Here is a 24,828-nt window from a genome sequence, read left to right on the forward strand (position 1 = left end):
AATGGCCTGTTGCTCTCCGAGGAGCGCCGCATGACCTCGTCCCCCGGCCGCCGTCGTGCGGCTGTCGTCGGCACGGGTGCCATCGTCAGCGGAGGGCATCTGCCCGCGCTGCGGGCGCACACCGACCGTGTCGAACTCGTCGCCGCGGTCGATGTCGACCCCGGTCGGCTGGACACCTTCCGCACGGAGGCCGGGGAGGGGGTGACGGGCTTCTCGACGACCGAGGCGATGCTCGACGCCGTACGGCCCGATCTGGTGCTCATCGGCACGCCGCCGTCCCTGCACCGCGAGCAGACCGTCGCCGCGCTGAAGGCCGGGGCCTGGGTGCTGTGCGAGAAGCCGCTGTGTCTCTCGCTCGCCGAGTACGACGAGATCGCGGCGGCGGAGGCCGCGTCCGGGGCGTACGCCTCGGTGATCTTCCAGCACCGGTACGGCAGTGGCGCCGTGCGCGCACGGGAGTTGATACGGGGCGGGGAGCTGGGCGCGCCGCTGGTCGCCCACTGCCAGACCACCTGGCACCGGGACGCCGGGTACTACTCCGTGCCCTGGCGCGGACGGTGGGCCACCGAGGGCGGCGGGCCGACGACGGGGCACGGGATCCATCAGTACGACCTGCTGCTGCACCTGCTGGGGGAGTGGGAGGAGGTGCAGGCGATGGCGGCGCGGCTGGTGCACGACACGGAGAGCGAGGACGTGTCGACGGCGTTGGTGCGGTTCGCGGGCGGGGCGTTGGCGACCGTGGTGAACAGTGTGCTGTCGCCGGACGAAGTGAGCCGGGTACGGGTGGACTGTGCGGACGCGACGGTTGAGCTGACGCATCTGTACGGGCACACGAATGACGACTGGGTGTACACGCCCGCTCCGCATGTGCCGCAGGAGCGGGCGGCCGCGTGGCGCGAGGCGGGGGAGGACGTCCCCAGTTCGCACACCGCGCAGCTGGGGTTCGTGCTGGACGCGTGGGACGCCGGGGTGCGGCCGCCGGGAAGCGGGCGGGAGGCGCGGAGCACGCTGGAGTTCGCTGCCGCGTTGTACAAGGCCGCGTTCACGGGGCGGGCGGTCCGGGCCGGGGAGATCCGTCCTGGCGATCCCTTTTACGGGGCCATGCACGGTGGGGTCGGGGAGACCTGGAGCGGGGTGGGGCGGGCGTGACGCTGCGGGTGGTGCACGCGCACGGGGACGCCGTGGGCGTGAGCGTGGGGGACGTCGAGATTCTGCGGTACGTGTACCGGCCCGACCCGGTGGCGTTCGAGTCGCGCAAGCCGTATGCGCATCCGGTGCGGACGCTCGGGGGGAGGGTGGTGACCGGGTACCGGCCGAGCGACCACCGGTGGCACAAGGGGATGCAGATGACGGCCAGCCATCTGTCCGAGCAGAACTTCTGGGGCGGCGACTCGTATGTGCACGGGCGGGGTTATCTGCCGTTGCCGGAGCGGATCGGGTGGATGCGGCACGAGGGGTTCCCGTCGTTCGTGGTGGACGAGGAGCGGTTCGCCTGCGTGGAGGAGCTCACCTGGGTGGAGAACGGGGGCGCGGAGTGGGCGCGTGAGGAGCGGGGGCTGAGCGTCCACTCCGTGGATGTGGTGCGGGGCGCGTGGGTGCTGGACTGGTCGATACGGCTGACCAACGTGCGGGGCGAGGAGTTGCGCTTCGGGTCGCCGACCACGGCCGGGCGGGAGATGGCCGGGTACACGGGGCTGCAGTGGCGGGGGCCGCGGGACTTCACCGGGGGGACGGTGTTCGCGCCGGGGGTGGAGGGGGGTGGTCCGGGGGAGCGGTTCATGGGGACGCAGGGGCCGTGGCTGGGGTTCACGGCCGAACGGGACGCCGTCGACGGGGCGTCGACGGTGGTGTTCGCGCATGCGCCGGAGAATCTGGACGCGGGCGGGGGTGGGGGTGGGCGGGCCGTGCATCCGTCGCACTGGTTCGTCCGGTCGGAACCGATTCCGTCGGTGGCGTTCTCGTGGGCGTTCTTCGAGGAGTTCGGGCTGCCGGCGGGGGAGTCGTTCGCGTACCGGTACCGGGTGGTCGTCGCGGACGGGGCGTGGGACAGGGAGCGGGCGGAGGAGTTCTTGGCGGGTGTGCCGTGGTGACGCCGGACGAGTACCTCGCCCGTTTCGGCGCCGTCCCTGCCGGTCTCAGGACGACCACCGCCTCCACGCGATCTGGCGCTGGGAGCGGGGCCGGGCCGACCGTTCCCTGACACCCGCACCGCCTACCGCGGGCGCCGCAGCCCTCGCGGATACGACGCCGGGAGGCGCGCCGAGGCGACCGCCAGGGCCGTCGCGGCCGACGCCACCCCCAGCACCGCCCCCGCCGCCACATCCCCCGGGTAGTGCACGCCCGTATGGATGCGGGAGTACCCCACCGCCCCCGCCAACGCCCCCAACGGCACGGACGCCGCGGGCAGCACCGTGCCCACCGCCGTCGCGAAGGCGACCGCCGACGCCGTGTGGCCGGACGGGAAGGACGCCGACATCGGCATCGGCACGTGCCGGTCCACCGTCACCCGTGCCGCCTCCCGGTCGGGACGCTCCCGGCGGACCAGCCGCTTGCCGAGCAGGTTGGCCGAGGCGGACGCCACCGCTACGGCGCCGACCCCGGCGAGCGCCGCCCTGCGCGGGCGGGAGCCGGCCAGGGCCAGCGCCCCGGCGATGGCGAACGAGATCTTGGAATGGTCGGCCGCGTGGGAGAGCTTGCGCAGCGCGCGGTCGAGCGTCGGCGTGGGTGTCGCGGCGACCGCCGCGTACAGCGCGCCGTCCACCGCTCTGAGGTCGCTCAGCACCTCGGAGGCGATCCTGCGCAGTCCGTCGGCGGGCGGTACGGGTGTGGTGCGCTCGCTCATCTGTCCCTCCCGCGGTGACATCGTCCAGGTGCCCACGGTACGCATGATCCATGCGACGGGCCCGCCCGCCCCGCACGTACCCCCTTCAGGCCGCCCGGAACGTCCGCAGCCGCAGGGAGTTGCCCACCACGAACACCGAGGAGAACGCCATGGCCGCCCCCGCGATCATGGGGTTCAGCAGACCGGACGCCGCGAGGGGCAGGGCGGCGACGTTGTAGGCGAACGCCCAGAACAGGTTGGACCTGATCGTGCCCAGGGTGCGGCGAGCGAGCCGGACGGCGTCCGCCGCGGCCCGCAGGTCGCCGCGGACCAGCGTGAGGTCGCCCGCCTCGATCGCCGCGTCCGTGCCGGTGCCCATCGCCAGGCCCAGGTCGGCCTGGGCCAGGCCCGCCGCGTCGTTGACGCCGTCGCCGACCATGGCGACGGAGCGGCCCTGCGACTGCAGACGCTTGACGACGTCCACCTTGTCCTGCGGCAGCACCTCCGCGATCACGTCGTCGGAGGCGATGCCCACCTCGCGGGCCACCGAGTGCGCCACCGCCTCGTTGTCCCCCGTCAGGAGCATGGGGCGCAGACCCAGTGCGCGCAGGCGGCGGACCGCCTCCGGGCTCGTCTCCTTGACCGTGTCGGCGATCTCCAGGACCGCCCGGACCTCGCCGTCCCAGGCGACCAGGACCGCCGTGCGGCCCGTCGCCTCGGCTGCGTCGAGGGTGCGCGCGAGGGGCGCGGGCAGGGGGAGGGACCAGTCCGTCATCAGGCGGGGGCGGCCCACCAGGACCGCGTGGCCCTCGACCACGCCTTGGACCCCCAGGCCCGGGACGGCCGTGAAGTCCTCAGGGGTGGGCAGCGTGCCGAGTTCGGCCAGGGCCGCGTCCGCCACGGCTCGGGCGATCGGGTGTTCCGAGGCGTGTTCCAGGGCGCCGGCCAGGCGCAGCACGTCCGTCTCGTCGGCGCCGGGGGAGTGGACGGCCACCAGGCTCATCCTGCCGGTGGTGACGGTGCCGGTCTTGTCCAGGACCACCGTGTCGACACGACGGGTGGACTCCAGGACCTCCGGTCCCTTGATCAGGATGCCGAGCTGGGCACCCCGGCCGGTGCCGACCATCAGCGCGGTCGGGGTGGCGAGGCCGAGGGCGCAGGGGCAGGCGATGATCAGGACCGCCACGGCGGCGGTGAAGGCGGCCGTGGTGCCCGCGCCGTTGCCGATCCAGAAGCCCAGGGTGGCCAGGGCGAGGGCGACGACCACGGGGACGAAGACGGCGGACACGCGGTCGGCGAGCCGCTGGGCGGACGCCTTGCCGTTCTGCGCGTCCTCCACCAGCCGTGCCATGCGCGCCAGTTGGGTGTCCGCTCCGACCCGGGTGGCCCGCACGACGAGACGGCCGCCGGCGTTGACCGTGGCACCCGTGACCGGGTCCCCCGCGGTGACCTCGACCGGGACCGACTCGCCCGTCAGCATCGACGCGTCGACCGCGGAGGAGCCTTCCACGACCGTGCCGTCGGTAGCGATCTTCTCCCCGGGGCGGACCAGGAAGTGGTCGCCGGCCGTCAGACGCGTCACGGGGCGGGTCTCCTCGCCGCCGTCGGGGAGGAGGACCGTGACCTCCTTCGCTCCCAGCTCCAGCAGCGCGCGCAGGGCGGCTCCGGCCCGGCGCTTGGCGCGGGCCTCGAAGTAGCGGCCGGCCAGGATGAACGTCGTGACCCCGGCCGCCGCCTCCAGGTAGAGGTTCCCGGCGCCGTCCGAGCGGGACACCGTGAACTCGAAGGGGTGCGTCATGCCCGGAGTGCCCGCGGTGCCGAGGAACAGGGCCCAGACGGACCACAGGAACGCGGCGGTCGTGCCGACGGAGACCAGCGTGTCCATCGTGGCCGCGCCGTGGCGGGCGTTGGTGAGGGCCGCGCGGTGGAACGGCCAGGCCGCGTAGGTGACGACGGGCGCGGCGAGGGTCAGGGACAGCCACTGCCAGTACTCGAACTGCAGGGCCGGGACCATCGCCATCGCGACGACGGGGGCCGACAGCAGGATCGCCGTGATCAAGCGGTCGCGCAGGGGGCGGAGTTCGTCCGGCTCCGGCGGCTGCCGTTCGTCGGCGCCGGGCGGGGAGGGTTCTCTGGCGCTGTAGCCGGTGGCCTCGACCGTGGCGATCAGGTCGGGGACGGTCACGCCGGCGCCGTAGCTGATCCGGGCCTTCTCGGTGGCGTAGTTCACCGTGGCGGTGACGCCCTCCATCCGGTTGAGCTTCCTCTCGATCCGCGCGGCGCACGAGGCGCAGGTCATCCCTCCTACGGAGAGTTCCACCTCGGCATCGGCGCCGGTCGTACGGACGGTCATCGCTGACTCCTTGCGGATACGGGGCGGGGGTATCACTCGAGGGAAGCATGTATACCCCCAGGGGGTACGCGACGCAAGGTGCTCGGCGACTTGACTTAGTACCCCCCAGGGGTATGGTGAGCTGTGTCGATCGGCTCGTGATGGATGGCGGGCCGCTGTTTCCAGGGGAGAGACGGCCATGAAGACCGGACTGAGGATCACCGCGTTCGCCGCCGCGCTGGCCGGCGCCTTCGGCACCGCCTACGGGGTCGGCCAGACCTTCGACCCGGTCGTCGCGGAACGCCGGCCCGCCCACGAGGAGCGGCATCCGTCGGAAGCGGCGGAGAGCGAACACGGCGGGACCGCCGCGCACCCGCCCGGCGGGCTGCAGATCTCCGAAGGCGGCTACACCCTCGACCTGGACACCCCGGCGGTGTCCGCGGGCGAGCGGGCCGAACTGCGGTTCACCGTGCGGGACGCGGACGGACGCTCCGTCGACGAGTACCGGCGGGAACACGACAAGGAGCTTCACCTCATCGTGGCCTCCCGCGACCTGGTGACGTACCGTCACCTCCACCCCGAGCGCGCCCCCGACGGCACCTGGAGCACGCCCGTCGACCTGCCCCGCGCCGGCGGCTACCGGGTGTTCGCCGACTTCACCCCGGACCGGCCGGGGGCGGAGAACCTCACCCTCGGCGCGGACCTGGCCGCCTCCGGCCCCTACAGCCCCCGCGAGCTCCCGCCGCCCTCCACCACGGCCCGCGTCGACGGCTACGACGTGAAGCTGACCGGGACCCTGACGCCCGGCCGGGCGAGCGAGCTGCGCCTGACCGTCACGCGCGACGGCGACCCGGTCACCGATCTCCAGCCCTACCTGGGCGCCTACGGCCACCTGGTCGCCCTGCGCGCCGGAGACCTCGCCTATCTGCACGTCCACCCCGAGGGCGAACCGGGCGACGGCACGACCAGGCCGGGCCCGCACGTCTCCTTCACCGCCACGGCCCCCAGCAGCGGAAGCTACCGCCTGTTCCTGGATTTCAAGCACGACGGAGTCGTCCGCACGGCCGCCTTCACCGTGGAGGCCGGTAAGGCCGCGCCGGAGGAGCCCGCTTCACCGGGCCGCACGGAGTCGCCCGGCCACTCCGGCGGTCACGGCCACTGAGGGTCAGCCCAGCGCCCGGTCCAGGTTGTACGCCGCGCTGATCAGCGCGAGGTGGGTGAAGGCCTGGGGGAAGTTCCCCTGTTGCTGGCCGGTGTGGCCGATCTCCTCGGCGTAGAGGCCGAGGTGGTTGCCGTAGGTGAGCATCTTCTCGAAGGCCAGGCGGGCCTCGTCCAGGCGGCCGGCGCGGGTGAGGGCCTCCACGTACCAGAACGAGCAGATGGAGAACGTGCCCTCCTCGCCGTGCAGGCCGTCCGGGCTCACGTTCGGGTCGTAGCGGTAGACCAGCGAGTCGGAGACCAGCTCACGGGTCAGACAGTCCAGCGTGGACAGCCACTTGGGGTCCTTCGGCGCGATGAACTTCGCCATCGGCATCATCAGCAGCGCCGCGTCCAGCACCCCGCCCCCCTCGTGCTGGACGAACGCCCTCAGCTCCTCCGACCAGCACTCGGTCATGATCCGCCGGTAGATCGCGTCCCTGCACTCCATCCAGCGGGGCAGGTCCGAGGGCAGGCCGCGGCGGCGGGCCATGCGGACGCCGCGCTCGATCGCCACCCAGCACATCAGCCGCGAGTACAGGAAGCTCTGCCGGCCGCCCCGCGTCTCCCAGATGCCCTCGTCGGGCTGGTCCCAGTTCGCGCACACCCACTCGACCAGCGCCGTCACATGGTCCCACTGCTCGCTGGAGATCGGCTCGGCCCACTTGTCGTACAGGTAGATCGAGTCGATCAGCGCGCCGTACACGTCCAGTTGGAGCTGGTCGGCCGCCGCGTTGCCGACCCGGACCGGACGTGAGCCGCGGTGGCCCTCCAGGTGGTCCAGAGTCTGTTCGGGCAGGTCGGTGCGGCCGTCGATGCCGTACATGATCTGGAGCGGGCCCGACGGTTTGCCGTCGCCGGGGCTGATGTGCCGGGAGACGAACGCCATGAACGCCTCCGCCTCCTCGGTGAAGCCCAGCCGCAGCATGGCGTACACGCAGAACGCCGCGTCGCGCACCCACATGTACCGGTAGTCCCAGTTGCGTTCGCCGCCGAACTCCTCCGGCAGGCTCGTCGTGGGAGCGGCGACGATCGCCCCGGTGGGCGCGTACGTCAGCAGCTTCAGCGTGAGCGCCGAGCGGTGCACCATCTCCCGCCAGCGGCCCCGGTAGCGGGACGCGGACAGCCAGTCCCGCCAGTAGCGCACCGTCGCGGCGAACTCCTGCTCCGCCTCCTCGTGCGCGCACCCCCGCGGCGCCAGCTCCCCGCCGACCTGGTCCAGCGCGAACACGGCCGTCTCGCCCTCGGCCAGCTTGAACTCGGACCGCACGTCGGGTCCGTCCTGCTCCAGCGGGACGGTGGCCGTGAGCGCCAGGTCCAGCGCCTCGGACTCGAAGACGGCCACGTCCTCCATGATCCGCAGCGTGTGCGGCAGCGCCGCGTAGCCGAAGCGCGGCGCCACCCGCGCGCGGAACGGCAGCGATCCCCGTACGCACAGCACCCGCCGGATCAGCCGGTGCCGGCCCGCCTCCACGGACTCGCCGGACACGGGCATGAAGTCCTGCACCTCACCGACGCCGTCCTCGGTGAAGTACCGGGTGATCAGCACGTTCGTGTCGGGGAAGTAGAACTGCTTGGTGCGGGCCGGCACGGCCGCCGCCAGCTCGAAGCAGCCGCCCCGGTCGGCGTCCAGCAGCGCGGCGAACACGCTGGGCGCGTCGAAGCGCGGCGCGCAGTACCAGTCGATGGTGCCGTCCGTCGCCACCAGCGCCACGCTGCGCAGGTCGCCGATCAGCCCGTGGTCGGCGATGGGCATGTACCGCCGGTCGCCGGATCCGTCGCCCGGCCGGTTCGTCGTCCCGTCCATCGCAGCCTCCTCGGCCGGCGCGTGTCCTCCTGCCAGCTTAGGCAGGAGGGGCGGCGCCGGCCTTCCGGCGGGCGAGGGAACGCCTACCGGCGTACGGCCTTGAGGATCACGAACTTCGGGTCCGACGCCACCACCTCGCTGTTGCCGAACAGACGGCGCAGCTTCACGTGGTGACCCAGGTGCCGGTTGCCGACCACCCACAGCTCGCCGCCCGGGCGCAGGGTGCGGCGGGCGCCGGTGAACATGCGCCAGGCCGTGGCGTCGGTGGTCGCCTGGTGGGAGTGGAAGGGCGGGTTGGTGAGGACCAGGTCGACGCTGCCGGACGGGACGCCCGTCAGACCGTCGCCGACCCGGAACTCGGCGTGCCCGCTCACGTCGTTCGCCCGGTAGGTGTCCTGCGCCGACGCCACCGCCTGGAAGGACTCGTCCACGAACAGCACCTCGGCCTTCGGGTCGGCCAGCGCCATCGACGTCCCCACGACGCCGTTGCCGCAGCCCAGGTCCACCACCCGGCCGCCGTCCCGCCCGGCGGGCAGATGGCGCAGGAAGAAGCGGGTGCCGATGTCGAGCCGGTCCGCGCAGAACACCCCGGCGTGGTTGACGACCGGGCGGCCCGACACCGCGCCGACGTCCCCGGGCAGCGTGTAGCGGTACGGCCACGGATTCGGCGGGCGGACCAGGGACGGATCCGGCGTGCAGAAGATCAGGCGGGCCTTCTTCTCCGCCAGGGAGGTGCGGGTCGGGCCGAGGATCCGCTCGAACAGCCTCAGCGTCGAGGTGTGGATCTCCTTCACCATGCCCGTGCCGACCACGACCGTGTCCGCGTGCACCGACGGCGCCAGCCGCAGCAGCTGGTCCTCCAGCAGCGCCAGGCTCTTCGGCACCCGCACCAGCAGCACGTCGGTCCGCTCCGGCGGCGCGTCCTGCGTGGTCAGCAGCCGGACCGTGCCCGGCTCGACGCCGTTGCGGGCGAGGTTGGCGCGGGTGGCCTCCTGCCCCAGCCAGGAGTCGGTGATCTGCGTCGGCCGGTGCGCGGCGAGCGCCGTGACCAGCGCCCCCCACCGGTCACCGGCCACCACGACCGTCCCGGACAACGGCGGCTGCCGCTCGGCGAGATGCCTGAGGAGATACTCGTCGGAGGCGTCCCAGGCGCGCAGCCTGTCCCGCGGGTCCTCGGGGAAGCGGGACAGCACCGGCTCGCCCCAGGGGGTCGTCATACGGTCGTTCATCGTGCTGCCAGGCTAGCCGAGCCCCGGACCGTCCCGGCGCGGCGCACGGGCGCGGACGCCGGGGCACACACCCCGTACGCCCCGCGCACCCCGGCCGGGTTCCGCACGTGAGCGGCCTGTCGTCCGCCGGCGTTGCGGATCATGGGAGACTCGCCCCCATGAGCGGGAAGGCGGACCCCCGGCCGGCGGGGGAAGGGACCACCTCGAGGACGCGGCTCGACCGGGGACGCGGGGCGCTCGGACCCGCGCTGGAGCTGGTGCACACCGGACGCGCCCCGACCCGCGCCGTACTCACCGCGGAGCTCGGCGTCACCCGCGCCACGGCCGGAGCGGTGGCCGCCGAACTGGAGGCGCTCGGACTGATCCGCGTGGACGCCCGGCCCGGCGCGGCCGCCGGCTCCCAGGGACGCCCCTCGCACCGGCTGTCCGTCGCCGAGGACGGGCCCGTGGCGCTCGCCGCGCAGATTCACGCCGACGGCTTCCGCGCCGCCCTGGTCGGCCTCGGCGGCCGGATCGTCGCCACCGCACACGGCCGCGAGGTCGTCGACCCCGATCCGGCGAAGGTGCTCGGTTCCGTCGTCGCGGCCGGCGCGGAACTGCTGCGGGAGACCGGACGACGGTGCGTGGGCGCAGGGCTCGCCGTGCCGTCGGCGGTCGCCGAACCGGAAGGGCTGGCGCTCAACCCGCTGCACCTGGCCTGGCCCGCCGGCGCCCCGGTGCGGGAGATCTTCGCGGGGCAGGTGCGCGCCGCCGGCCTCGACGGGCCCGCGTTCGCCGCCAACGACGTCAACCTCGCCGCGCTCGCCGAACACCGGCACGGCGCCGGGCGGGGCTCCCGCGACCTGCTGTGCGTGGCCACAGGCCACCGCGGCGTCGGCGGCGCGCTGGTCCTCGACGGCCGTCTGCACACCGGCAGTTCGGGTCTCGCCCTGGAGGTCGGGCACCTCGCGGTCAACCCCGACGGCCGGCCCTGCCACTGCGGCAGCCGGGGCTGTCTCGACGTCGAGGCGGACCCGCTGGCCCTGCTCACCGCGGCCGGCCGCGACCCGGGCCCCGAGATGTCGTTGCTGAGACAGGCCGACGACCTGATCCGCGGCCAGTACGACGACCCGCGGGTCCGCACCGCCACCGAACAGCTCATCGACCGGCTCGGCCTCGGACTGGCCGGGCTGGTCAACATCCTCAACCCCGACCGGATCATCCTCGGCGGGCTGCACCGCACCCTCCTGGAGGCCGACCCCGACCGGCTGCGGGCCGTCGTCGCGGACCGCAGCCTGTGGGGCCGCAGTGGCGGGGTGCCGATCCTCGCCTGCACGCTGGACCACAACAGTCTGGTCGGCGCGGCGGAGCTGGCCTGGCAGCCGGTGCTGGACGATCCTCTGGGGGCACTGGCGTAAGGACGACGACCGCTCGACAGAAGGCCGACCGTATGACCGACACGCTCACCGTCAGCGTCCTGGGCACCGGCATCATGGGTGCCGCGATGGCCCGCAACCTCCTGAGGGCGGGGCACACCGTCCGCGTGTGGAACCGCACCCGTGCCAAGGCCGACCCGCTGGCCGCCGACGGCGCCCACGTCGCCGGCACCCCCGCCGAGGCGGTCGGGTCCGCCGACGTGGTCCTCACCATGCTGTACGACGGCCCCGTCACCCTGGAGACGATGCGCGCCGCCGCCCCGGCCCTGCCGCGCGGAGCCGTCTGGGCGCAGTGCACCACCAGCGGCATCGAGGACGTCGCCGGGATGGCCGCGTTCGCCCGCGACCACGGCCTGCGCTTCTACGACTCCCCCGTCCTCGGCACCCGCAAGCCCGCCGAGGAAGGGCAGCTCACGGTGCTCGCCGCCGGCCCCGGCGAGGGCCGGGACGCGGTGACGGCGGTGTTCGACGCGGTCGGCGCCCGCACCGTGTGGACCGGCGAGGACGGCGCGGAGGCGTCCGCCACCCGGCTGAAGCTCGTCGCCAACAGCTGGGTGCTCGCGGCAACCGCCGCAGCGGGCGAGACCCTGGCACTGGCCCGCGCCCTGGACGTCCGGCCGGCGGACTTCTTCGGCCTCATCGCCGGCGGACCGCTCGACATGGGCTATCTGCACGCCAAGGCCCAGCTGATCCTCGAGGAGCGGCTGTCCCCGGCCCAGTTCGCGGTCAGGACCGCCGCCAAGGACGCCGGGCTCATCGTGCGGGCCGGTCAGCGCCACGGCGCCCGCCTCGACGTCGCCGCCGCGAGCGCCCGCCGTCTGGAGCGGGCCGCGGCCCAGGGCCACGGCGACGAGGACATGGCCGCCGCCTACTACGCGAGCTTCGACGACGGGCCCGCGTCCGCCACCTGACCACCTCCACCCACTCCCTCATTCTCCCCCGTTCAGCGAGGAGTTCACGTGTCCAAGCCCCCACTGCCGCCGGAGGCTCAGGCGCTGCTGCGCAAGCCCAACCCGTGCGTGATGGCCACCCTCCGCTCCGACGGCTCGCCCGTCTCCACCCCCACCTGGTACCTCTGGGAGGACGGCCGCGTCCTGATCAACCTGGACGAGGGCCGGGTCCGTCTGCGCCACCTCCGCCACGACCCGCGCGTCACCCTCACCGTCCTCGACGCCGACAACTGGTACACGCACGTCACCCTGATCGGCCGCGTCGCCGAGATGCGCGACGACGAGGGCCTCGCGGACATCGACCGGCTCTCCCGCCACTACGGCGGCGACGCGTACCCCGACCGTGAGCGCCGCCGCGTCAGCGCCTGGGTCGAGGTCGAGCGGTGGCACGGCTGGGGCGCGATGAAGGACAGCGACCAGAGCGGCTGAACCGGCGGTCGGCTGCCCGAGAGGTCGAGGAGGCAGCCGCGTAGCGCCCGCGTACTCCCCGGGTGGTACGCCGGCTGCCGCCGCCCGCACGACGACCGGGCCACCCTCCCGGAGCGAGTCTCGAAGTGTCGCCGAGGGGCGACGGGACACCGCACCCGAGGAGTTGAACGATCATGCAGACCCTGGCGCACTTCGGTGACGGCGGGCCCGGCCCGTGGATCCTGCTGTTCCCCCTGTTCTGGGCCCTGGTCGTGGGGTTCGGCATCACCCTGCTGCGCCGCACGGGGTGGCGCGGCCGCCGCGGCCCGCACGGACCCGCCGCCCGCGACGACTCGCCGCTCGCCGTCCTCGGCCGCCGCTTCGCCTCCGGCGAGATCGACGAGGACGAGTACTGGCGTCGGCTGTCCGTCCTGGAGGAGCAGTTCGGGCGACGCGACTGACACGGACGTCTCCCGCCCGCCGAGGTGATCGACATCACCGCCCCACCCTGTGACGGCAGGGGCGCGGACAGCGCTGAAGAGATGAGGCGTCGCACGGGACGGACGAGTCCCGTGCGGCGGCCGTGTCTTCCGTGGGCCCGTCCGGGCCGCTTCTCAGGGTGGGGATCTCTTTGAGCCGTCGCAGCCGGCGTCGTGCCGTGTCGCACGCGTACAGACCGTTGAGCATGAGACGCCGGGCGTGGCTGACGCTCGGCGCCGTGCTGATCGGGGGAGGGGGCGTCGTCACGTATGCCACGGCCAGCCCGTCGGATTCCGGCGCACCCGGGCAGGAACGGCGGCCGGTCGAGGTCTACGGCCTGGCCCTGAAAGGCACCGCGGCCGGTGAGCGCAAGCTGCCCCGCACGGAGACCGAGCAGTTCTCCCTGGTCGGCGTCTCCTGGAGCGGGGCGCTGAAGCCGCTGGAGGGCACCGCGCAGGTGCGCACCCGAGGCCTGGAGTCCGGTGAGTGGGGCGCCTGGCAGTCGCTTGAGCTGAACGCGGCCCCTCCGGAGGAGGTCGAGGCCGGCATGCGCGGCGCGTCCCAGCCGCTGTGGGTCGGGCCCTCCGACGGTGTGGAGGCCCGCGTCGTCCATGAGGACGGCACCACCGCCGCGCTGCCCAAGGGCCTCGAGGTGAACCTGGTCGACCCGGGCGTGGTCACCGAGGCCGAGACCCGCCTCGACGCTCCCGAGCCGGCCGCGTTCGCCATGGACGAGTCGCCGTCCCCGTCCCCGTCGCCCGAGCCCACCGCGCCGCCGTCCACGGTGCCGCAGCCGCCCGTCACCTCGCGTGCCGACTGGGGCGCGGACGAGTCGCAGAGCCCCGACCCGTCGGAGTACAACGCCGAGGTGAAGGCGGTGTTCGTGCACCACACCGACGGCGCCAACGACTACGACTGCGCGGAGTCGCCGGCGATCGTGCGGGGCATCTACGCGTACCACACCAAGGTCGAGCGCTGGAACGACATCGGCTACAACTTCCTCGTCGACAAGTGCGGCACGGTCTTCGAGGGCCGCAAGGGCGGCATCGACCGGCCCGTGCTCGGCGCCCACACCTACGGCTTCAACCGTGAGTCCGCCGGCATCGCCGTCCTCGGCTCGCACGTCAGCGGCGCCGCCTCCACCGCCGCCCTGGCGTCCGTGGCGCGCGTGACGGCCTGGAAGCTCGGCCAGTACGGCGCGGACCCGGCCGGCACCGTGCAGCTCACCGCCGGCGCGACCCAGCGCAACTACTTCGGCACCCAGTTCACCGCGGGCGAGCAGTACACCTTCCGGCGGGTGTCCGGGCACCGCGACGGCTTCCTCACCCAGTGCCCGGGCGACGCCCTCTACGCCCAGCTGCCGACCGTCCGCACCTGGGCGGCGGGCCCGGTCGACGGGCTGCGGATCGTGTCCCTCACCGACGCGGCCGCCAAGGGCTCGACGTACTACACCAAGGGCACGCCGGTGGTGCGCTGGTCGGCCACCACGCCGGCCGCGCTGATCAAGAGGTACGACGTGCTCGTGGACGGCCGGTCCGTCGCCGGCACCTCGGGCGCGGGCTACGCCAAGCGGATCACCCTCACCCCCGGCAGCCACACCGTGAGCGTGCGCGCCACGCACCAGTCCGGCGCCGTCACGACCACGGACGCGCTGACCGTCGTGGCGGAGACGACCGCGCCGGTGTTCACCGCCGCGCCGACGCTCGGCCTCCGTGCCGGCACCGTCAGCACCGGGTCCGTCCCGCTCACCCTGCGCTGGAAGGCGACCGACGACCAGGCCCTGCGCCAGGTGCAGCTGCTGACCCCGTCGACCGCCACGTTCAGCGCGGCCGCCTACCTGTCCAACCGCACCGCGAAGCCGGGCACGGCGTCCACCTGGTCGATGCGGGCGTACGACTACGCCGGCAACCACCGCGACGCGGCGGCCACCTACACCCCGGTGATCCTCCAGGAGAGTGCGGCGGTCCGCACGGGCACCTGGAGCACCCGCAGCTCCACCAGCTACCTGGGCGGCAGGTCGTACTCCAGTGCCTCCAAGGGCGCGAGCCTGAGCTGGACGTTCACCGGCCGCTCGGCGGCCTGGGTGGTCTCCCGGGCGTCGAGTTCGGGGCAGGCGTACGTGTACGTCGACGGCGTGAAGGCCGCCACGGTGGACCTGAGGTCGGCGGCCACCAGCTACCGCCAGGCGATCTGGACGAAGACCTGGTCGGCCAACGCCAAGCACACCGTGAAGATCGTGGTCGTCGGCACCAGCGGCCGGCCCACCGTCACCACGGACGGCCTCGTCTACATCCGGTAGCGGTCACCTCGGCCGTCGTCTCGGGCAGCCGGCCGGGCTGCGGTGTCCGGCGGACGTGAGATCCGCCGGACACCGCGGCGGTCGGCGACGCCCCGTCGTGTCACCGCCCGGTCAGCCGGGGACGGCGGACCGGGCGGGGGCGGGCTCGGGCCGGTGGGCCTCGGCCACGTGGTCGACGAGTGCGACCTCCGTGAACCGTGGCCGGTCGGGTGCCGCGGCCGTGAGGTGCGGGCGCCGCTCCCAGGCGGCCGGTTCGGCGGCCGCGGGCGTCGGCAGGGTGAACCACACGACCTTGCCCGCGTCGTCCGGCAGCACACCCCAGCTCTCGCTCATGGCGGCCACCATCGCCAGACCGCGGCCACAGGTGGCGAGCGGTCCGGCGTCCGCGACGACCGGCAGCCGCGGATCGTGGTCGTGCACCGACACCTTCAGCCGGTCGAGGAGCAGTTCGATCTCCACGGTGCACGTCTTGTCGGGCCGGGCATGCCGGTGGACGTTGGACAACAGCTCCGTCACACCGAGCGAGGCCCGGTCTATCAGGGAATCCATGTGCCAGTAGCGCAACTGCGCAGAGACGATTCTGCGGACCTGGCCGATCCGCGACGGCAGGGCTTGGAGCTCCACCGTGCAGTGCCTGCTTGGGTGACTGATCACGGCTGCGACTCCCCGACGTGAGGTCCGGAAGAACACGGAGTACGGATCCAGCAGGGTGCCTGCGTGACGCTGCCGCCTGCTGTCGTGGCCGGCGGGCTGGTTCGCAGCGTTATCGCCGGTAAACCCAGAGTGACGTGAGAACAGCGTGACCCAGTGATGGATACGGCGCAACTCGCGGACATCTCAGGCGCCACGCCCCGCCGCCCGGCGGACGGCCTCGATGAATCGGCGGGCCGCGGGCGGGCCGGGCTCCCCGGGCGCCGGGTCGTGGTCCCCGAGGGTCAGCAGGTACCGGTTGCCGTTGAGGTCGGCCAGCGCCCGGCCGTCGGACGCGAACCAGGGCCGCGTGGCGCGCACGGCCTGCACCGGCGCGCTGTCGATCTCGGTGCCGTAGCTGGTGAGCAACTCCAGCCGTCCGTCGCTGATCCGGACCTGTCCGGCCCGGGTGAGCGACCGCAGCCGCCGGCCGATCCGCACGCCCGTGGCCTTGAACTCCGGCTCCGCCATTGCCACCCGCCCCCTCTGTGCGCGTCGGTGTGCCGGACCGCGCTGCGCGGGCCGGCCACTGTCCAGAACCAAGTGTGCCCCTGCTCCCGCCGGTGCAGTCTGCCCGCACGCGCCGCCGAGCACCAGAGCCCGAGCCCCCGCCGGCCGGAGCGCGGGGGGCACTCGCGCCAATGCGCCCCCACCCGCGCGCCCCCATCGCCCCAGCACTGCCTTTCAGGCCGCCAAAGATGTGTTTATGCAGGTGAGAGGTGGTGCGAACGGTGCTTATGATCGGTGTGTCGGCCGCGCTGGACGCCGTCGGCGCTCAGTGTAAGGAGCCCAGTCGTGAGCACTCCCCAACAGACCCCGACCGGCGCCACTCTCGACGTCGACCGCAGCGACCCCGCCTACCGCGCCTGGCTGAAAGAAGCCGTGCGCCGGGTGCAGGCCGACGCCAACCGCTCGGCCGACACGCATCTGCTGCTCTTCCCGCTGCCCGAGCGGTGGGGCATCGACCTCTACCTGAAGGACGAGTCGACCCACCCCACCGGCAGTCTCAAGCACCGGCTGGCCCGCTCGCTGTTCCTCTACGGCCTGTGCAACGGCTGGATCCGTCCGGGCCGCCCGGTGATCGAGGCGTCCAGCGGCTCGACCGCCGTGTCCGAGGCGTACTTCGCGAAGCTGATCGGCGTGCCCTTCATCGCCGTCATGCCGCGTACGACGAGCGCCGAGAAGTGCCGCCTGATCGAGTTCCACGGCGGACGGTGTCACTTCGTGGACGACCCCCGCACCATGTACGAGGCGTCCGCCGCCCTGGCGGCGGAGACCGGCGGCCACTACATGGACCAGTTCACCTACGCGGAGCGGGCCACGGACTGGCGCGGCAACAACAACATCGCCGAGTCGATCTTCCGTCAGCTGCGGAGGGAGCGGTTTCCGCAGCCGGAGTGGATCGTCGCCACCGCCGGCACCGGCGGCACCTCCGCCACCCTCGCCCGCTACGTGCACTACATGCAGTACGACACCCGCATCTGCGTCGCCGACCCGGAGAACTCCTGCTTCTTCCAGGGCTGGACGACCGGCGACCCGGACGTCTCCTGCGACAGCGCTTCCCGCATCGAGGGCATCGGACGCCCCCGGATGGAGCCGAGCTTCGTGCCCGGCGCCGTCGACAGGATGATGAAGGTGCCCGACGCGGCCGCCGTCGCCGCCGTACGGGCTCTGGAGCGGGTCATCGGCCGCAAGGCGGGCGGCTCGACCGGCACCGGGCTGTGGAGCGCGCTGAAGATCGTGGCGGAGATGGCCGCGGAGGGCAGGCGAGGCAGCGTGGTCACGCTGCTGTGCGACCCGGGCGACCGCTACCTGGACAAGTACTACTCGGACGCCTGGCTGGCCGAACAGGGCTTGGACGTGACGCCGTACGCGGAGGCCATCGACCTTCTGCTGAGCACGGGGGTCTGGCCCGAAGGGTCACCCCGCGAGCCGGCGGTCCAGTGAGGTCATGGCGTCGCGGAAGCCCGCCGCGAGACCCGGGCGGGCCGCCTTCATCGCCAGGCGGAACGGCGTGACGCCGTCCACGGCCATCGTCCAGCGCACCCGTGTGCCCGTCCCGGCCGGCCCCAGCCGCCACTCCTCGGCCATCGCCCGGGCGCCCGGCACATTGGTGACGTCGACGCGGTAGGCGTACACCTCCGGGTCCTCGGCCGCGAGGACCGTCTCGCGGAACCGGGCCGCGCCCACGAGCCGGATCTCCCGGCCCGCGCCGCCGTCCAGCGGACGGGCCAGGGTGACCACACGAAACCACGCCGTCCAGCCGGTGACGTCCCGTGCCAGCGCGTCGAACACCGCCGGGGGAGCGGCCGAGATCTCCCGCTCGAAGACCAGGCGCACGGGGGCGACCGAGGCGAACTCCCGCCCCACGGGGCGCAGACGGTGGGGCATGGGCTCAACTCCCTGGAAGGTCACGCTGTTCCGGGTCACGGACGGTACGGGGAGCCGCGCCCCGCTCAGACGTCGGCGGTCGGAGCCGGCTCGTCCTCGGACTGCTCGGGCTCGCCGGCCACCACCAGTCGCCGCAGATGCTCGGACACCTCCGCGCGGGCCTCTGCGGACAGCCCGGAGTCCGTCACCAGGGTGTCCACCTGCTCCAGCGAGGCGAACGAACTCAGGCCGACGGTGCCCCACTTGGTGTGGTCGGCGACCACGATCACGCGGCGGGCCGACTGCACCAGCCGCCGGTTGGTCTCCGCCTCCGCCAGGTTCGGCGTCGACAGTCCCGCCTCCACCGATATGCCGTGCACCCCGAGGAACAGCAGGTCGAAGTGGAGCGCCGCGATCGCCTGGTCGGCGACCGGCCCCACCAGCGAGTCGGACGGGGTGCGCACCCCGCCCGTCAGGACGACCGTTGCCGCGCCCTGCCGGCTGCCCGACGAGCGCTGCGCCGCGTGGAAGACGTCCGCCACCCGCACCGAGTTGGTGACCACCGTGAGGTCGGGAACGTCGGTCAGCCGGTGCGCGAGCGCGAACGTCGTCGTGCCGCCGGACAGCGCGATCGCCCCGCCCGGCGGGACCAGCTCGGCCGCCGCGCGCGCGATGTCCTCCTTGGCGGTCAGCTCCAGACCCGACTTGGCCTCGAACCCCGGCTCGTGCGTGCTCGCCTCGACCACCGGCACCGCACCGCCGTGCACCTTCTCCAGAACGCCCTGCCGGGCCAGTGCGTCGAGGTCGCGGCGGACCGTCATGTCCGACACACCGAGCCTGCGGGTCAGCTCGTTGACCCGGACCCCGCCCCGCCGCCGGACCTCGTCGAGGATCAGGGTGCGCCGCTGCTCGGCGAGCAGGTTCTGATTCTCGCTCACGTACGCTCCGGTCCTTTCGCCGCACAGCAGTCCGACACACGTCCGCGCGTCCACGGCCTGGGCCCCGTTCTCCCGGGCACCGGTGCGCGGACGTCCCATCCTCCCATGCCGGACCCCGGGCGGCGCCACCGGTTGCTCGTCGCGTACATGGCGGTTCCGGGTGCCCGTGCGGTGCGTGCGGATCACACGGATCGGGGAGATTGAGTGACGACGGACACACACGGTCCTGGGGCGGAGGATGCTGTCCCGCACGGACGGAACCGACGGGGCGTCAGGGGAGACCGCACGGTGGAGAACGCGCAGCAGCACAGACCGGCCGAGGACGGCGGAGCACCGGCGGGCGAGGGGCCCGCCGGGTCCCAGGCCGCGCTGGAACTCCTGGTCCACGGGGTCGGCGGCACCACCCCGGAGCAGATGCTCGACGACCCGCGCACGGTCCGCGTCACCGGCGACGACGTCGCCGCCCTGTTCCGCCGCGCCGACGACGCCGACGCCGAGCGGGACACCGGCGCCCGCCGCGACGGGCCCGTCCCCGAGGCGTACGTCTGGTGCAACCTCACCTCCGGCAACGGAACCCGCGCCCTGTGGCTGCTGCTCCTGCCGTTCATGGTGGTCAACCTGGCCCACTGGATGCGCCCCGGCGCCCACGGCCGCCGCCGCACGGTCCGGCTGTACGGGCTGCTGGTGCGGCTGACCGGCCTCAGCCTGACGGTGCTGCTCGTCGCCGCCGCCTGCGAGGTCGCCCTCGACCTCACCGCCTGGCAGTGCGCGGGCACGCCCGCCTGCGCCGGCCGGCACTCCTGGCTCGGCTTCCTGTCACCCGGCGAGGGCTGGTGGGGCGCGCCCGGCCGCCGGCTCGCCCTGGCCGCCCTGGTGCCCGCCGCCCTCACCGGACTGCTGTGGTTCCTGTCCCTGCGCACCTGGAGCGCCTACGAGTCGCAGCAGCCGCTCGGCGGCTCGGAGGCCGAGGAGGACACCGGCCCGACCGCCCTGAACCGCCCCGGCTTCTGGTACGGCCGCCGCCTGGGCGCCCGGCTGCGCGCCGCCCACACCGCCGCCGCGCTGCTGACGGTCGCCGCGGCCGTGGGCTCCGCCGCCGCACGGTACGACCGCGAGCCGGGCGGCCCCGCCGTCCTCGCCGTCCTGGGTGTGCTGCTGGAGGCCGCCCTGGCCGGCGGGGCGGGCACGGTGGTGTGGGTGGTCTGCCGCCGCGGCCGCAGCGAACACCGCCTCGACGGCGACGCGGACCGCCCACTGGTGCGAGGGCTGCCCCTCGCCGCCCTCGCCCTGCTCGCCCTCAGCACCCTCTACGCCGGCTGGGAGCGGCCGGGCTGGGAGTCGGCGGGCAGGCTGCCCGGCAACCTCACCTTCGGCGCCCTCACCTTCGCGCAGGGCCTGCTGGTGATCGTGCTCGCCTGCGTCTCCCACGCCCTGCACCGCACCGACCCCGACCGGCGCGCCGCGCTGCGCGGACTGGCCGGACCCGCGGTCGCCATGCTCGCCTGCGCGCTCGGCGGCGTGATGTCCGGCGGGGTCTCGCAGCGGGTGTCCGACTGGCTGGACGGCACCCGCGCCTCCATCCCGGGGCCGCCGGTGCTGCTCACCTGGCAGGCGTCCGTCATCCCCCTGCTGCTCCTGCTGCTCCTCGCCATGTGCTGCTGGCTCGCCCGCCGCGCCTGGCACCTCGCCCGTGCCGAACGCGCCGCCGTGGAGGAGGAGTACGCCGGAGAGCCGGGCGACCCCGGACGCACCCGCCGGATCGCCTCCGTACGCGCCATGGCCGCCCTCACCGACCGGGGACCGCGCATCCTCGCCGTCACCTCCGCCGCCACCCTGCTCCTCGGCGCCGCGGCCCTGGCCGGCGCGACGGCCACCGGGGAGACTCCGGACGAGGCGGCGCGCGGCGCCCACCCCGTCGTGCACGGCGCCGCGCAGACCGCGCAGGCCCTCGGCTCCTGGCTGATCGGCCTCGGCTTCGTCCTCCTCGTCACCTGGGGCCGCCGTGCCTACAAGGACGCCTCGGCCCGCCGCACCATAGGGATCCTGTGGGACGTCGGCACCTTCTGGCCGCGCGCCGCGCACCCCTTCGCGCCGCCCTGCTACGCCGAGCGCGCGGTGCCCGACCTGACCTGGCGCATCGCCACCTGGACCCGTGCCACCGGAGGACGGCTGGTGCTCTCCGGGCACTCCCAGGGCAGCGTGCTCGCCGCCGCCGCGGCCTGGCAGCTCCCGCCGTCCGCCCGCAGACGCGTCGCCCTCCTGACCTACGGCTCCCCGCTGGAGCGGCTGTACGGCCGCTGGTTCCCCGCCCACTTCGGCCCGGACGCCCTGGACGCCCTGCACCGGGACGTCGTCTGCTGGCGCAACCTGTACCGGCGCACCGACCCCATCGGCGGTCCCGTGCGGCTGCCCGGCGACGGCGGACCCGACGTGGACCGCCCGCCGCTGAAGGATCCCCTCGCCTACGGCCGCACCGCGGAACACCCGCTGCCCGCGCCGATCCTCGGCCACTCCGACTACCGGGCCGACCCCGAGTTCGCGGAGGAACGCCGGCGCCTGCTCACCCGGCTGCGTCCCGAGGTGCCCGCTCCCCGCAGCACCGGGAGACCCGGGCCGGCGGCCTGACGACCCGTCGGCCCGCGCTCAGGGCAGCGCGGGCAGGTCCTCCGCGTACAGCAGCGTCAGGTCGTCGGTGGTGGGCTCGTCGAGCTGGGCGACCCGGCTCGCGTGCCGCTCCACCATCGCCTCGAACGTCTGCCGCGCCGTGCGCCCGTTGCCGAACGCGGGCCCCTTGGGGATGTCGGTGAAGTACTTCAGCAGCGCCTCAGCGGCACCGGGCGCCAGCCGGTACTCGTGCTCCTCGGCCTGCTGCTCCACGATCCGCAGCAGCTCCTCGGGGCCGTAGTCGCCGAACGTGATCGTCCGCGAGAAGCGGGACGCCACACCGGGGTTGACCGACAGGAAGCGCTCCATCTCGGCCGTGTAACCGGCCACGATGACCACCACCGCGTCCCGCTGGTCCTCCATCAGCTTCACCAGCGTGTCGATGGCCTCCTTGCCGAAGTCGCGGCCCGCGTCCTCCGGCGACAGCGCGTACGCCTCGTCGATGAACAGCACCCCGCCGCGCGCCTTCTCGAACGCCTCCTGGGTGCGGATGGCCGTCGAGCCGATGTGCTCGCCGACCAGGTCCACCCTGGACACCTCGACCAGGTGGCCCTGCTCCAGCACCCCGAGCGAGGCGAGGATCTCGCCGTACAGACGCGCCACCGTGGTCTTGCCGGTGCCGGGGGAGCCGGTGAACACCAGGTGCCGCTTGACGGACGCGGCCTTCAGCCCGGCCCGCTGCCGGCGCCGGCCCACCTCGATCATGTCGGTGAGGGCCCGCACCTCGCGCTTGACGCTCTCCAGGCCGACCAGGGCGTCGAGTTCGCCGAGGACGTCCTTGGAGGTGCGTGTCTCGCGCCGCGGTTCCGGCACGGCGGCGGGGGCGGGCGGCGCAACGGCCCCGGCAGGGGCGGGAACCGTGCCCAGCAGCCCCGTGGTGTGGCCGGTGGTCTGCACCGCCGCTTCGGGCGCGGGCGGTTCGGCGCGCAGAGTGCCGGACTCGTCGCTCGTGCAGTCCTCGACGACCGGCCCGCCCGAGCCGGACGTGCCGTCGGCGCCCTCGGCGAACTCGTAACCCCCGCGCGCGCAGCGCTCGGTGCGGCATTTGCGCAGCGTCGTGCGGCTGCCGTCGATGACGTGGAAGCCGTAGCCGCCGCTGCCGGTGACCCGGCAGTGCTCGAAGGTGCCGCGGCCGCCCGCGGACACGTACACGCCCGCCTCGGCGGGGGAGTCGACCGTGCAGCGCTCGACGGTGGGGTCGGCGCCCTTGGTGACGATGACCCCGGTCTGGGTGCCGTCCAGGGAGCAGTTGTTCAGGGTGCCGCCACTGCCGTGGTCACGGAACCAGGCGCCCGTCGCCGCCTCCCGGATGCGGCAGTCGTCGAGCTGGGCGGTCGCGCCGTCGCTCACCGACACCGCCGTGTTGCGCACCTGGGAGAGGTCGCTGTCGACGACGTCCGCCCGCGAGCCGCGGTCCAGCACGAACAGCGCGTCCGGCACGTCGTGCACCCGGCAGGAGTCCAGGACGGCGGTCGCGCCGTCGCTGACCCACACCGCCGGGTAGTCGCCGGTGCTGTCGAAGATCTCGCACTGGTTGGCGTCCACCCGCGTCCCCGGGTCCCACACCGACAGACCGTTGCGGCCGAACTGCCGCACCGTGGTGCGGGTCAGGGTGAGCACCGAGCGGGAGCGCAGGTCGACCGCGTTCTCCGGGATGTCGTGGATGCGGCAGTCGGCCAGCGTCAGCACGGCGTCCGTGTCGAGCGTGACGCCGTCCCCGGTGGTGCGGTGCACGTCGCAGTCGGTGAGGTGGGCGGTGGCACGGCCGGTCACCTGCACCCCGCTGCCGCGCACCTCGTACACCTCGCAGCCGACGGCCTCCAGCGCCGAGTTCTCCCCGGTCGCGGTCAGGCCGGAACCGGAGGCGTGGTGCACCTTGCAGCGCTCCAGCCGGGGGTGGCCCCCGCCGCGCACGGCGACGCCCGCCTGCCCGGCGGCGACCACCTCGCACTCCTCGAAGACCCCGCCCCCGCCGTCGACCACGGCGATGCCGGCGCCCGCCGGATTGTCGACCGTGCACCGGCGCACCGTGGGCCGGGCGGCGCCGCGCACCTCGATGCCGGCCGCGGACCGGCTGACCACGCGGATGTCCCGCAGCTCGGGGGTGCCCTCCTCCACCAGCACGGCCGGGGCGGTGGCGTCCTGTCCCTCCACGTGCAGGTCCAGCACCACGGCGGAGGCGCGCACGGTGAGCGGCACCCCGTCCGGCGGCGCGATGCGCACCGAGCCGGGCGACCCCTCGGGCCCGCGCAGGGTCACCGCCCGCCGTACGACGAGGTTCTCCCGGTAGGTGCCGGGAGCGACGGTGAGCACGTCGCCCTCGCCCGCGGCCTCCAGGGCGGCGGCGAGCGATGGGTACTCACCCGTGCGGCGGCGCCACCTCGATGTGCCGGTGTGCGTCACCTGGACCGTGCCCTGTGCCATGGTGTTGCCGTGCCCCCACCTCGTCGTACCTGTGGACCGTTCCCGTCCGAGTCTTCGCCGATCGGTTCGGCCGGACCACCGTAGCGTGCGCGGGGGCGGCGAGTTGACCAGAGGCGGAACGCCGTCAGCTGCCGGCGCCCGCCCTGCCCCAGTCCGGGCCCACGCGGCCCCACTCCCGGTCCCAGCGGGCGTACCGGCCGCGGAGCATCCGGCGCAGCACCAGGCGCCGGCCGCCTTCGAACAGTCCGGCGGCCAGCAGCGCGGCCCCCGCGCCCGCGAGCACCGCGTGGGCCGTGGCGGCGCCCTGCTCCAGCGGGCGCGCGACCCGGTCCCCGCGCCCGTCGGTCCAAATGCGGAACGTGTCGCCCGGCCGGGGATCCGGCAGTCGCGCCTGCACGGCCTCCCGCCGTCCGGATCCGTCCGGGGCGGTCCAGCGGGCCAGGACGCGGGAACCCGGGTCCCCGCCCAGCAGCTCCGGGTCCGTGGCCGCCGGGGCAGGGTCCAGCTCGCGCACCACCGTGGCCGTGACCAGGTGGCGGGACTGCTGCTGGGCACGGACCGACCGCTGCAGCGACGCGTGCGCGGCGCTTCCGGCCAGAACGCCGATCAGCGGCGCGGCGAGCGTGGCCAGCAGGAGCGCGGCGAGCGCCAGCCAGGCTTCCGCGAGGTCGGTGGCGCGGCGCAGCGGGTTGCGCCGCCAGCGCCAGAGTCCGCTGACCGCCCGCACGGCACGCACCCCCTCCCCGGTTCCCTCACCGATCCCTCACGCTGCCCAACGCGCCGGAACGGACCCGGGTTCCCACG

20 protein-coding genes are annotated in these 24,828 nt (G+C 74.0%); 10 read left to right on the forward strand and 10 right to left on the reverse strand.

Features of this window, described 5'->3' with window-relative positions; all coding sequences use genetic code 11:
- Window positions 1–30: 30 nt before the first annotated feature.
- The gene (locus ELQ39_RS29075) at window positions 31–1,149 is read left to right on the forward strand and encodes a Gfo/Idh/MocA family protein (RefSeq protein ID WP_242594842.1); all 1,119 of its coding nucleotides are present in this window, start codon (window positions 31–33) and stop codon (window positions 1,147–1,149) included.
- A complete protein-coding gene (locus tag ELQ39_RS29080) occupies window positions 1,146–2,090 on the forward strand; it encodes a PmoA family protein (RefSeq protein WP_242594844.1) in 945 nt (314 codons plus the stop codon). Before ELQ39_RS29075 ends, ELQ39_RS29080 begins: the two co-directional genes overlap by 4 nt.
- A gap of 122 nt (window positions 2,091–2,212) precedes the next feature.
- On the opposite strand, the gene ELQ39_RS29085 is transcribed toward ELQ39_RS29080, so the two are convergent.
- Entirely contained in the window at window positions 2,213–2,842 is a 630-nt protein-coding gene (locus ELQ39_RS29085; protein ID WP_190003784.1) for a phosphatase PAP2 family protein, read from the reverse strand.
- 85 nt (window positions 2,843–2,927) lie between these two features.
- Window positions 2,928–5,174 (reverse strand): heavy metal translocating P-type ATPase, encoded by a 2,247-nt coding sequence (locus ELQ39_RS29090; protein WP_242594845.1) that lies wholly within the window; start codon window positions 5,172–5,174, stop codon window positions 2,928–2,930.
- 178 nt (window positions 5,175–5,352) lie between these two features.
- Here ELQ39_RS29090 and ELQ39_RS29095 point away from each other — a divergent pair, with 178 nt between their 5' ends.
- Window positions 5,353–6,315, forward strand: coding sequence for a DUF748 domain-containing protein (locus ELQ39_RS29095; RefSeq protein ID WP_242594846.1), 963 nt, complete (start codon window positions 5,353–5,355; stop codon window positions 6,313–6,315).
- Between the two features lie 3 nt (window positions 6,316–6,318).
- Here ELQ39_RS29095 and ELQ39_RS29100 read toward each other — a convergent pair whose 3' ends face one another.
- Entirely contained in the window at window positions 6,319–8,157 is a 1,839-nt protein-coding gene (locus ELQ39_RS29100; RefSeq protein WP_225626344.1) for a glycoside hydrolase family 15 protein, read from the reverse strand.
- Window positions 8,158–8,240: 83 nt separating this feature from the next.
- Window positions 8,241–9,374, reverse strand: coding sequence for a methyltransferase (locus tag ELQ39_RS29105; protein WP_242595671.1), 1,134 nt, complete (start codon window positions 9,372–9,374; stop codon window positions 8,241–8,243).
- 170 nt (window positions 9,375–9,544) lie between these two features.
- Between ELQ39_RS29105 and ELQ39_RS29110 the strand changes: the two genes are divergently transcribed.
- The 5 genes from ELQ39_RS29110 to ELQ39_RS29130 all read left to right on the forward strand — a co-directional run bounded on the left by ELQ39_RS29110 (window position 9,545) and on the right by ELQ39_RS29130 (window position 14,938).
- Window positions 9,545–10,783: an ROK family protein gene (locus ELQ39_RS29110; protein ID WP_242594847.1), complete on the forward strand. Its 1,239-nt coding sequence runs from the start codon at window positions 9,545–9,547 to the stop codon at window positions 10,781–10,783.
- Window positions 10,784–10,815: 32 nt separating this feature from the next.
- Window positions 10,816–11,712: an NAD(P)-dependent oxidoreductase gene (locus ELQ39_RS29115; RefSeq protein ID WP_242594848.1), complete on the forward strand. Its 897-nt coding sequence runs from the start codon at window positions 10,816–10,818 to the stop codon at window positions 11,710–11,712.
- Between the two features lie 48 nt (window positions 11,713–11,760).
- Window positions 11,761–12,180 carry a PPOX class F420-dependent oxidoreductase gene (locus ELQ39_RS29120; RefSeq protein ID WP_190003790.1) on the forward strand — a complete coding sequence of 140 codons (420 nt, stop codon included), beginning with the start codon at window positions 11,761–11,763 and terminating at the stop codon, window positions 12,178–12,180.
- 173 nt (window positions 12,181–12,353) lie between these two features.
- Window positions 12,354–12,620, forward strand: a complete 267-nt coding sequence (locus ELQ39_RS29125; RefSeq protein WP_006136463.1) for an SHOCT domain-containing protein — start codon at window positions 12,354–12,356, stop codon at window positions 12,618–12,620.
- Between the two features lie 224 nt (window positions 12,621–12,844).
- The gene (locus ELQ39_RS29130; RefSeq protein ID WP_242594849.1) at window positions 12,845–14,938 is read left to right on the forward strand and encodes a peptidoglycan recognition protein family protein; all 2,094 of its coding nucleotides are present in this window, start codon (window positions 12,845–12,847) and stop codon (window positions 14,936–14,938) included.
- 111 nt (window positions 14,939–15,049) lie between these two features.
- Here ELQ39_RS29130 and ELQ39_RS29135 read toward each other — a convergent pair whose 3' ends face one another.
- Window positions 15,050–15,592: an ATP-binding protein gene (locus ELQ39_RS29135; protein WP_225626348.1), complete on the reverse strand. Its 543-nt coding sequence runs from the start codon at window positions 15,590–15,592 to the stop codon at window positions 15,050–15,052.
- A 183-nt stretch (window positions 15,593–15,775) separates the two neighbouring features.
- Entirely contained in the window at window positions 15,776–16,099 is a 324-nt protein-coding gene (locus ELQ39_RS29140; protein ID WP_190003794.1) for a hypothetical protein, read from the reverse strand.
- A gap of 324 nt (window positions 16,100–16,423) precedes the next feature.
- Between ELQ39_RS29140 and ELQ39_RS29145 the strand changes: the two genes are divergently transcribed.
- The gene (locus ELQ39_RS29145) at window positions 16,424–17,575 is read left to right on the forward strand and encodes a PLP-dependent cysteine synthase family protein (protein ID WP_190003795.1); all 1,152 of its coding nucleotides are present in this window, start codon (window positions 16,424–16,426) and stop codon (window positions 17,573–17,575) included.
- On the opposite strand, the gene ELQ39_RS29150 is transcribed toward ELQ39_RS29145, so the two are convergent.
- Both ELQ39_RS29150 and ELQ39_RS29155 read right to left on the reverse strand, forming a co-directional pair.
- Window positions 17,549–18,019 (reverse strand): SRPBCC family protein, encoded by a 471-nt coding sequence (locus tag ELQ39_RS29150; protein ID WP_242594850.1) that lies wholly within the window; start codon window positions 18,017–18,019, stop codon window positions 17,549–17,551. The genes ELQ39_RS29145 and ELQ39_RS29150 overlap by 27 nt on opposite strands.
- A 65-nt stretch (window positions 18,020–18,084) precedes the next feature.
- Window positions 18,085–18,936 (reverse strand): DeoR family transcriptional regulator, encoded by an 852-nt coding sequence (locus tag ELQ39_RS29155; protein WP_190003797.1) that lies wholly within the window; start codon window positions 18,934–18,936, stop codon window positions 18,085–18,087.
- Window positions 18,937–19,224: 288 nt separating this feature from the next.
- On the opposite strand from ELQ39_RS29155, the gene ELQ39_RS29160 reads away from it, so the two are divergent.
- Window positions 19,225–21,561: a hypothetical protein gene (locus tag ELQ39_RS29160; protein ID WP_399877794.1), complete on the forward strand. Its 2,337-nt coding sequence runs from the start codon at window positions 19,225–19,227 to the stop codon at window positions 21,559–21,561.
- Between the two features lie 18 nt (window positions 21,562–21,579).
- On the opposite strand, the gene ELQ39_RS29165 is transcribed toward ELQ39_RS29160, so the two are convergent.
- Both ELQ39_RS29165 and ELQ39_RS29170 read right to left on the reverse strand, forming a co-directional pair.
- Complete coding sequence (locus ELQ39_RS29165) at window positions 21,580–24,024, reverse strand: right-handed parallel beta-helix repeat-containing protein (protein WP_242594851.1); 2,445 nt, start codon at window positions 24,022–24,024, stop codon at window positions 21,580–21,582.
- Window positions 24,025–24,148: 124 nt separating this feature from the next.
- Window positions 24,149–24,760 carry an Rv1733c family protein gene (locus tag ELQ39_RS29170; RefSeq protein ID WP_225626351.1) on the reverse strand — a complete coding sequence of 204 codons (612 nt, stop codon included), beginning with the start codon at window positions 24,758–24,760 and terminating at the stop codon, window positions 24,149–24,151.
- Window positions 24,761–24,828 lie beyond the last annotated feature (68 nt).

Origin of the sequence: Streptomyces sp. GB4-14 (assembly GCF_022696125.1) — a bacterium.
GTDB lineage: Bacteria > Actinomycetota > Actinomycetes > Streptomycetales > Streptomycetaceae > Streptomyces > Streptomyces werraensis.

Excerpts from the sequence above, each read along its gene's own strand:
- ELQ39_RS29090 (WP_242594845.1), bottom strand. The coding sequence starts at position 5,174 with ATGACCGTCCGTACGACCGGCGCCGATGCCGAGGTGGAACTCTCCGTA.
- ELQ39_RS29165 (WP_242594851.1), bottom strand. The coding sequence starts at position 24,024 with ATGGCACAGGGCACGGTCCAGGTGACGCACACCGGCACATCGAGGTGG.
- ELQ39_RS29110 (WP_242594847.1), top strand. The coding sequence starts at position 9,545 with ATGAGCGGGAAGGCGGACCCCCGGCCGGCGGGGGAAGGGACCACCTCG.
- ELQ39_RS29095 (WP_242594846.1), top strand. The coding sequence starts at position 5,353 with ATGAAGACCGGACTGAGGATCACCGCGTTCGCCGCCGCGCTGGCCGGC.
- ELQ39_RS29105 (WP_242595671.1), bottom strand. The coding sequence starts at position 9,374 with ATGACGACCCCCTGGGGCGAGCCGGTGCTGTCCCGCTTCCCCGAGGAC.
- ELQ39_RS29115 (WP_242594848.1), top strand. The coding sequence starts at position 10,816 with ATGACCGACACGCTCACCGTCAGCGTCCTGGGCACCGGCATCATGGGT.
- ELQ39_RS29085 (WP_190003784.1), bottom strand. The coding sequence starts at position 2,842 with ATGAGCGAGCGCACCACACCCGTACCGCCCGCCGACGGACTGCGCAGG.
- ELQ39_RS29140 (WP_190003794.1), bottom strand. The coding sequence starts at position 16,099 with ATGGCGGAGCCGGAGTTCAAGGCCACGGGCGTGCGGATCGGCCGGCGG.
- ELQ39_RS29150 (WP_242594850.1), bottom strand. The coding sequence starts at position 18,019 with ATGCCCCACCGTCTGCGCCCCGTGGGGCGGGAGTTCGCCTCGGTCGCC.
- ELQ39_RS29075 (WP_242594842.1), top strand. The coding sequence starts at position 31 with ATGACCTCGTCCCCCGGCCGCCGTCGTGCGGCTGTCGTCGGCACGGGT.
- ELQ39_RS29125 (WP_006136463.1), top strand. The coding sequence starts at position 12,354 with ATGCAGACCCTGGCGCACTTCGGTGACGGCGGGCCCGGCCCGTGGATC.
- ELQ39_RS29130 (WP_242594849.1), top strand. The coding sequence starts at position 12,845 with ATGAGACGCCGGGCGTGGCTGACGCTCGGCGCCGTGCTGATCGGGGGA.
- ELQ39_RS29100 (WP_225626344.1), bottom strand. The coding sequence starts at position 8,157 with ATGGACGGGACGACGAACCGGCCGGGCGACGGATCCGGCGACCGGCGG.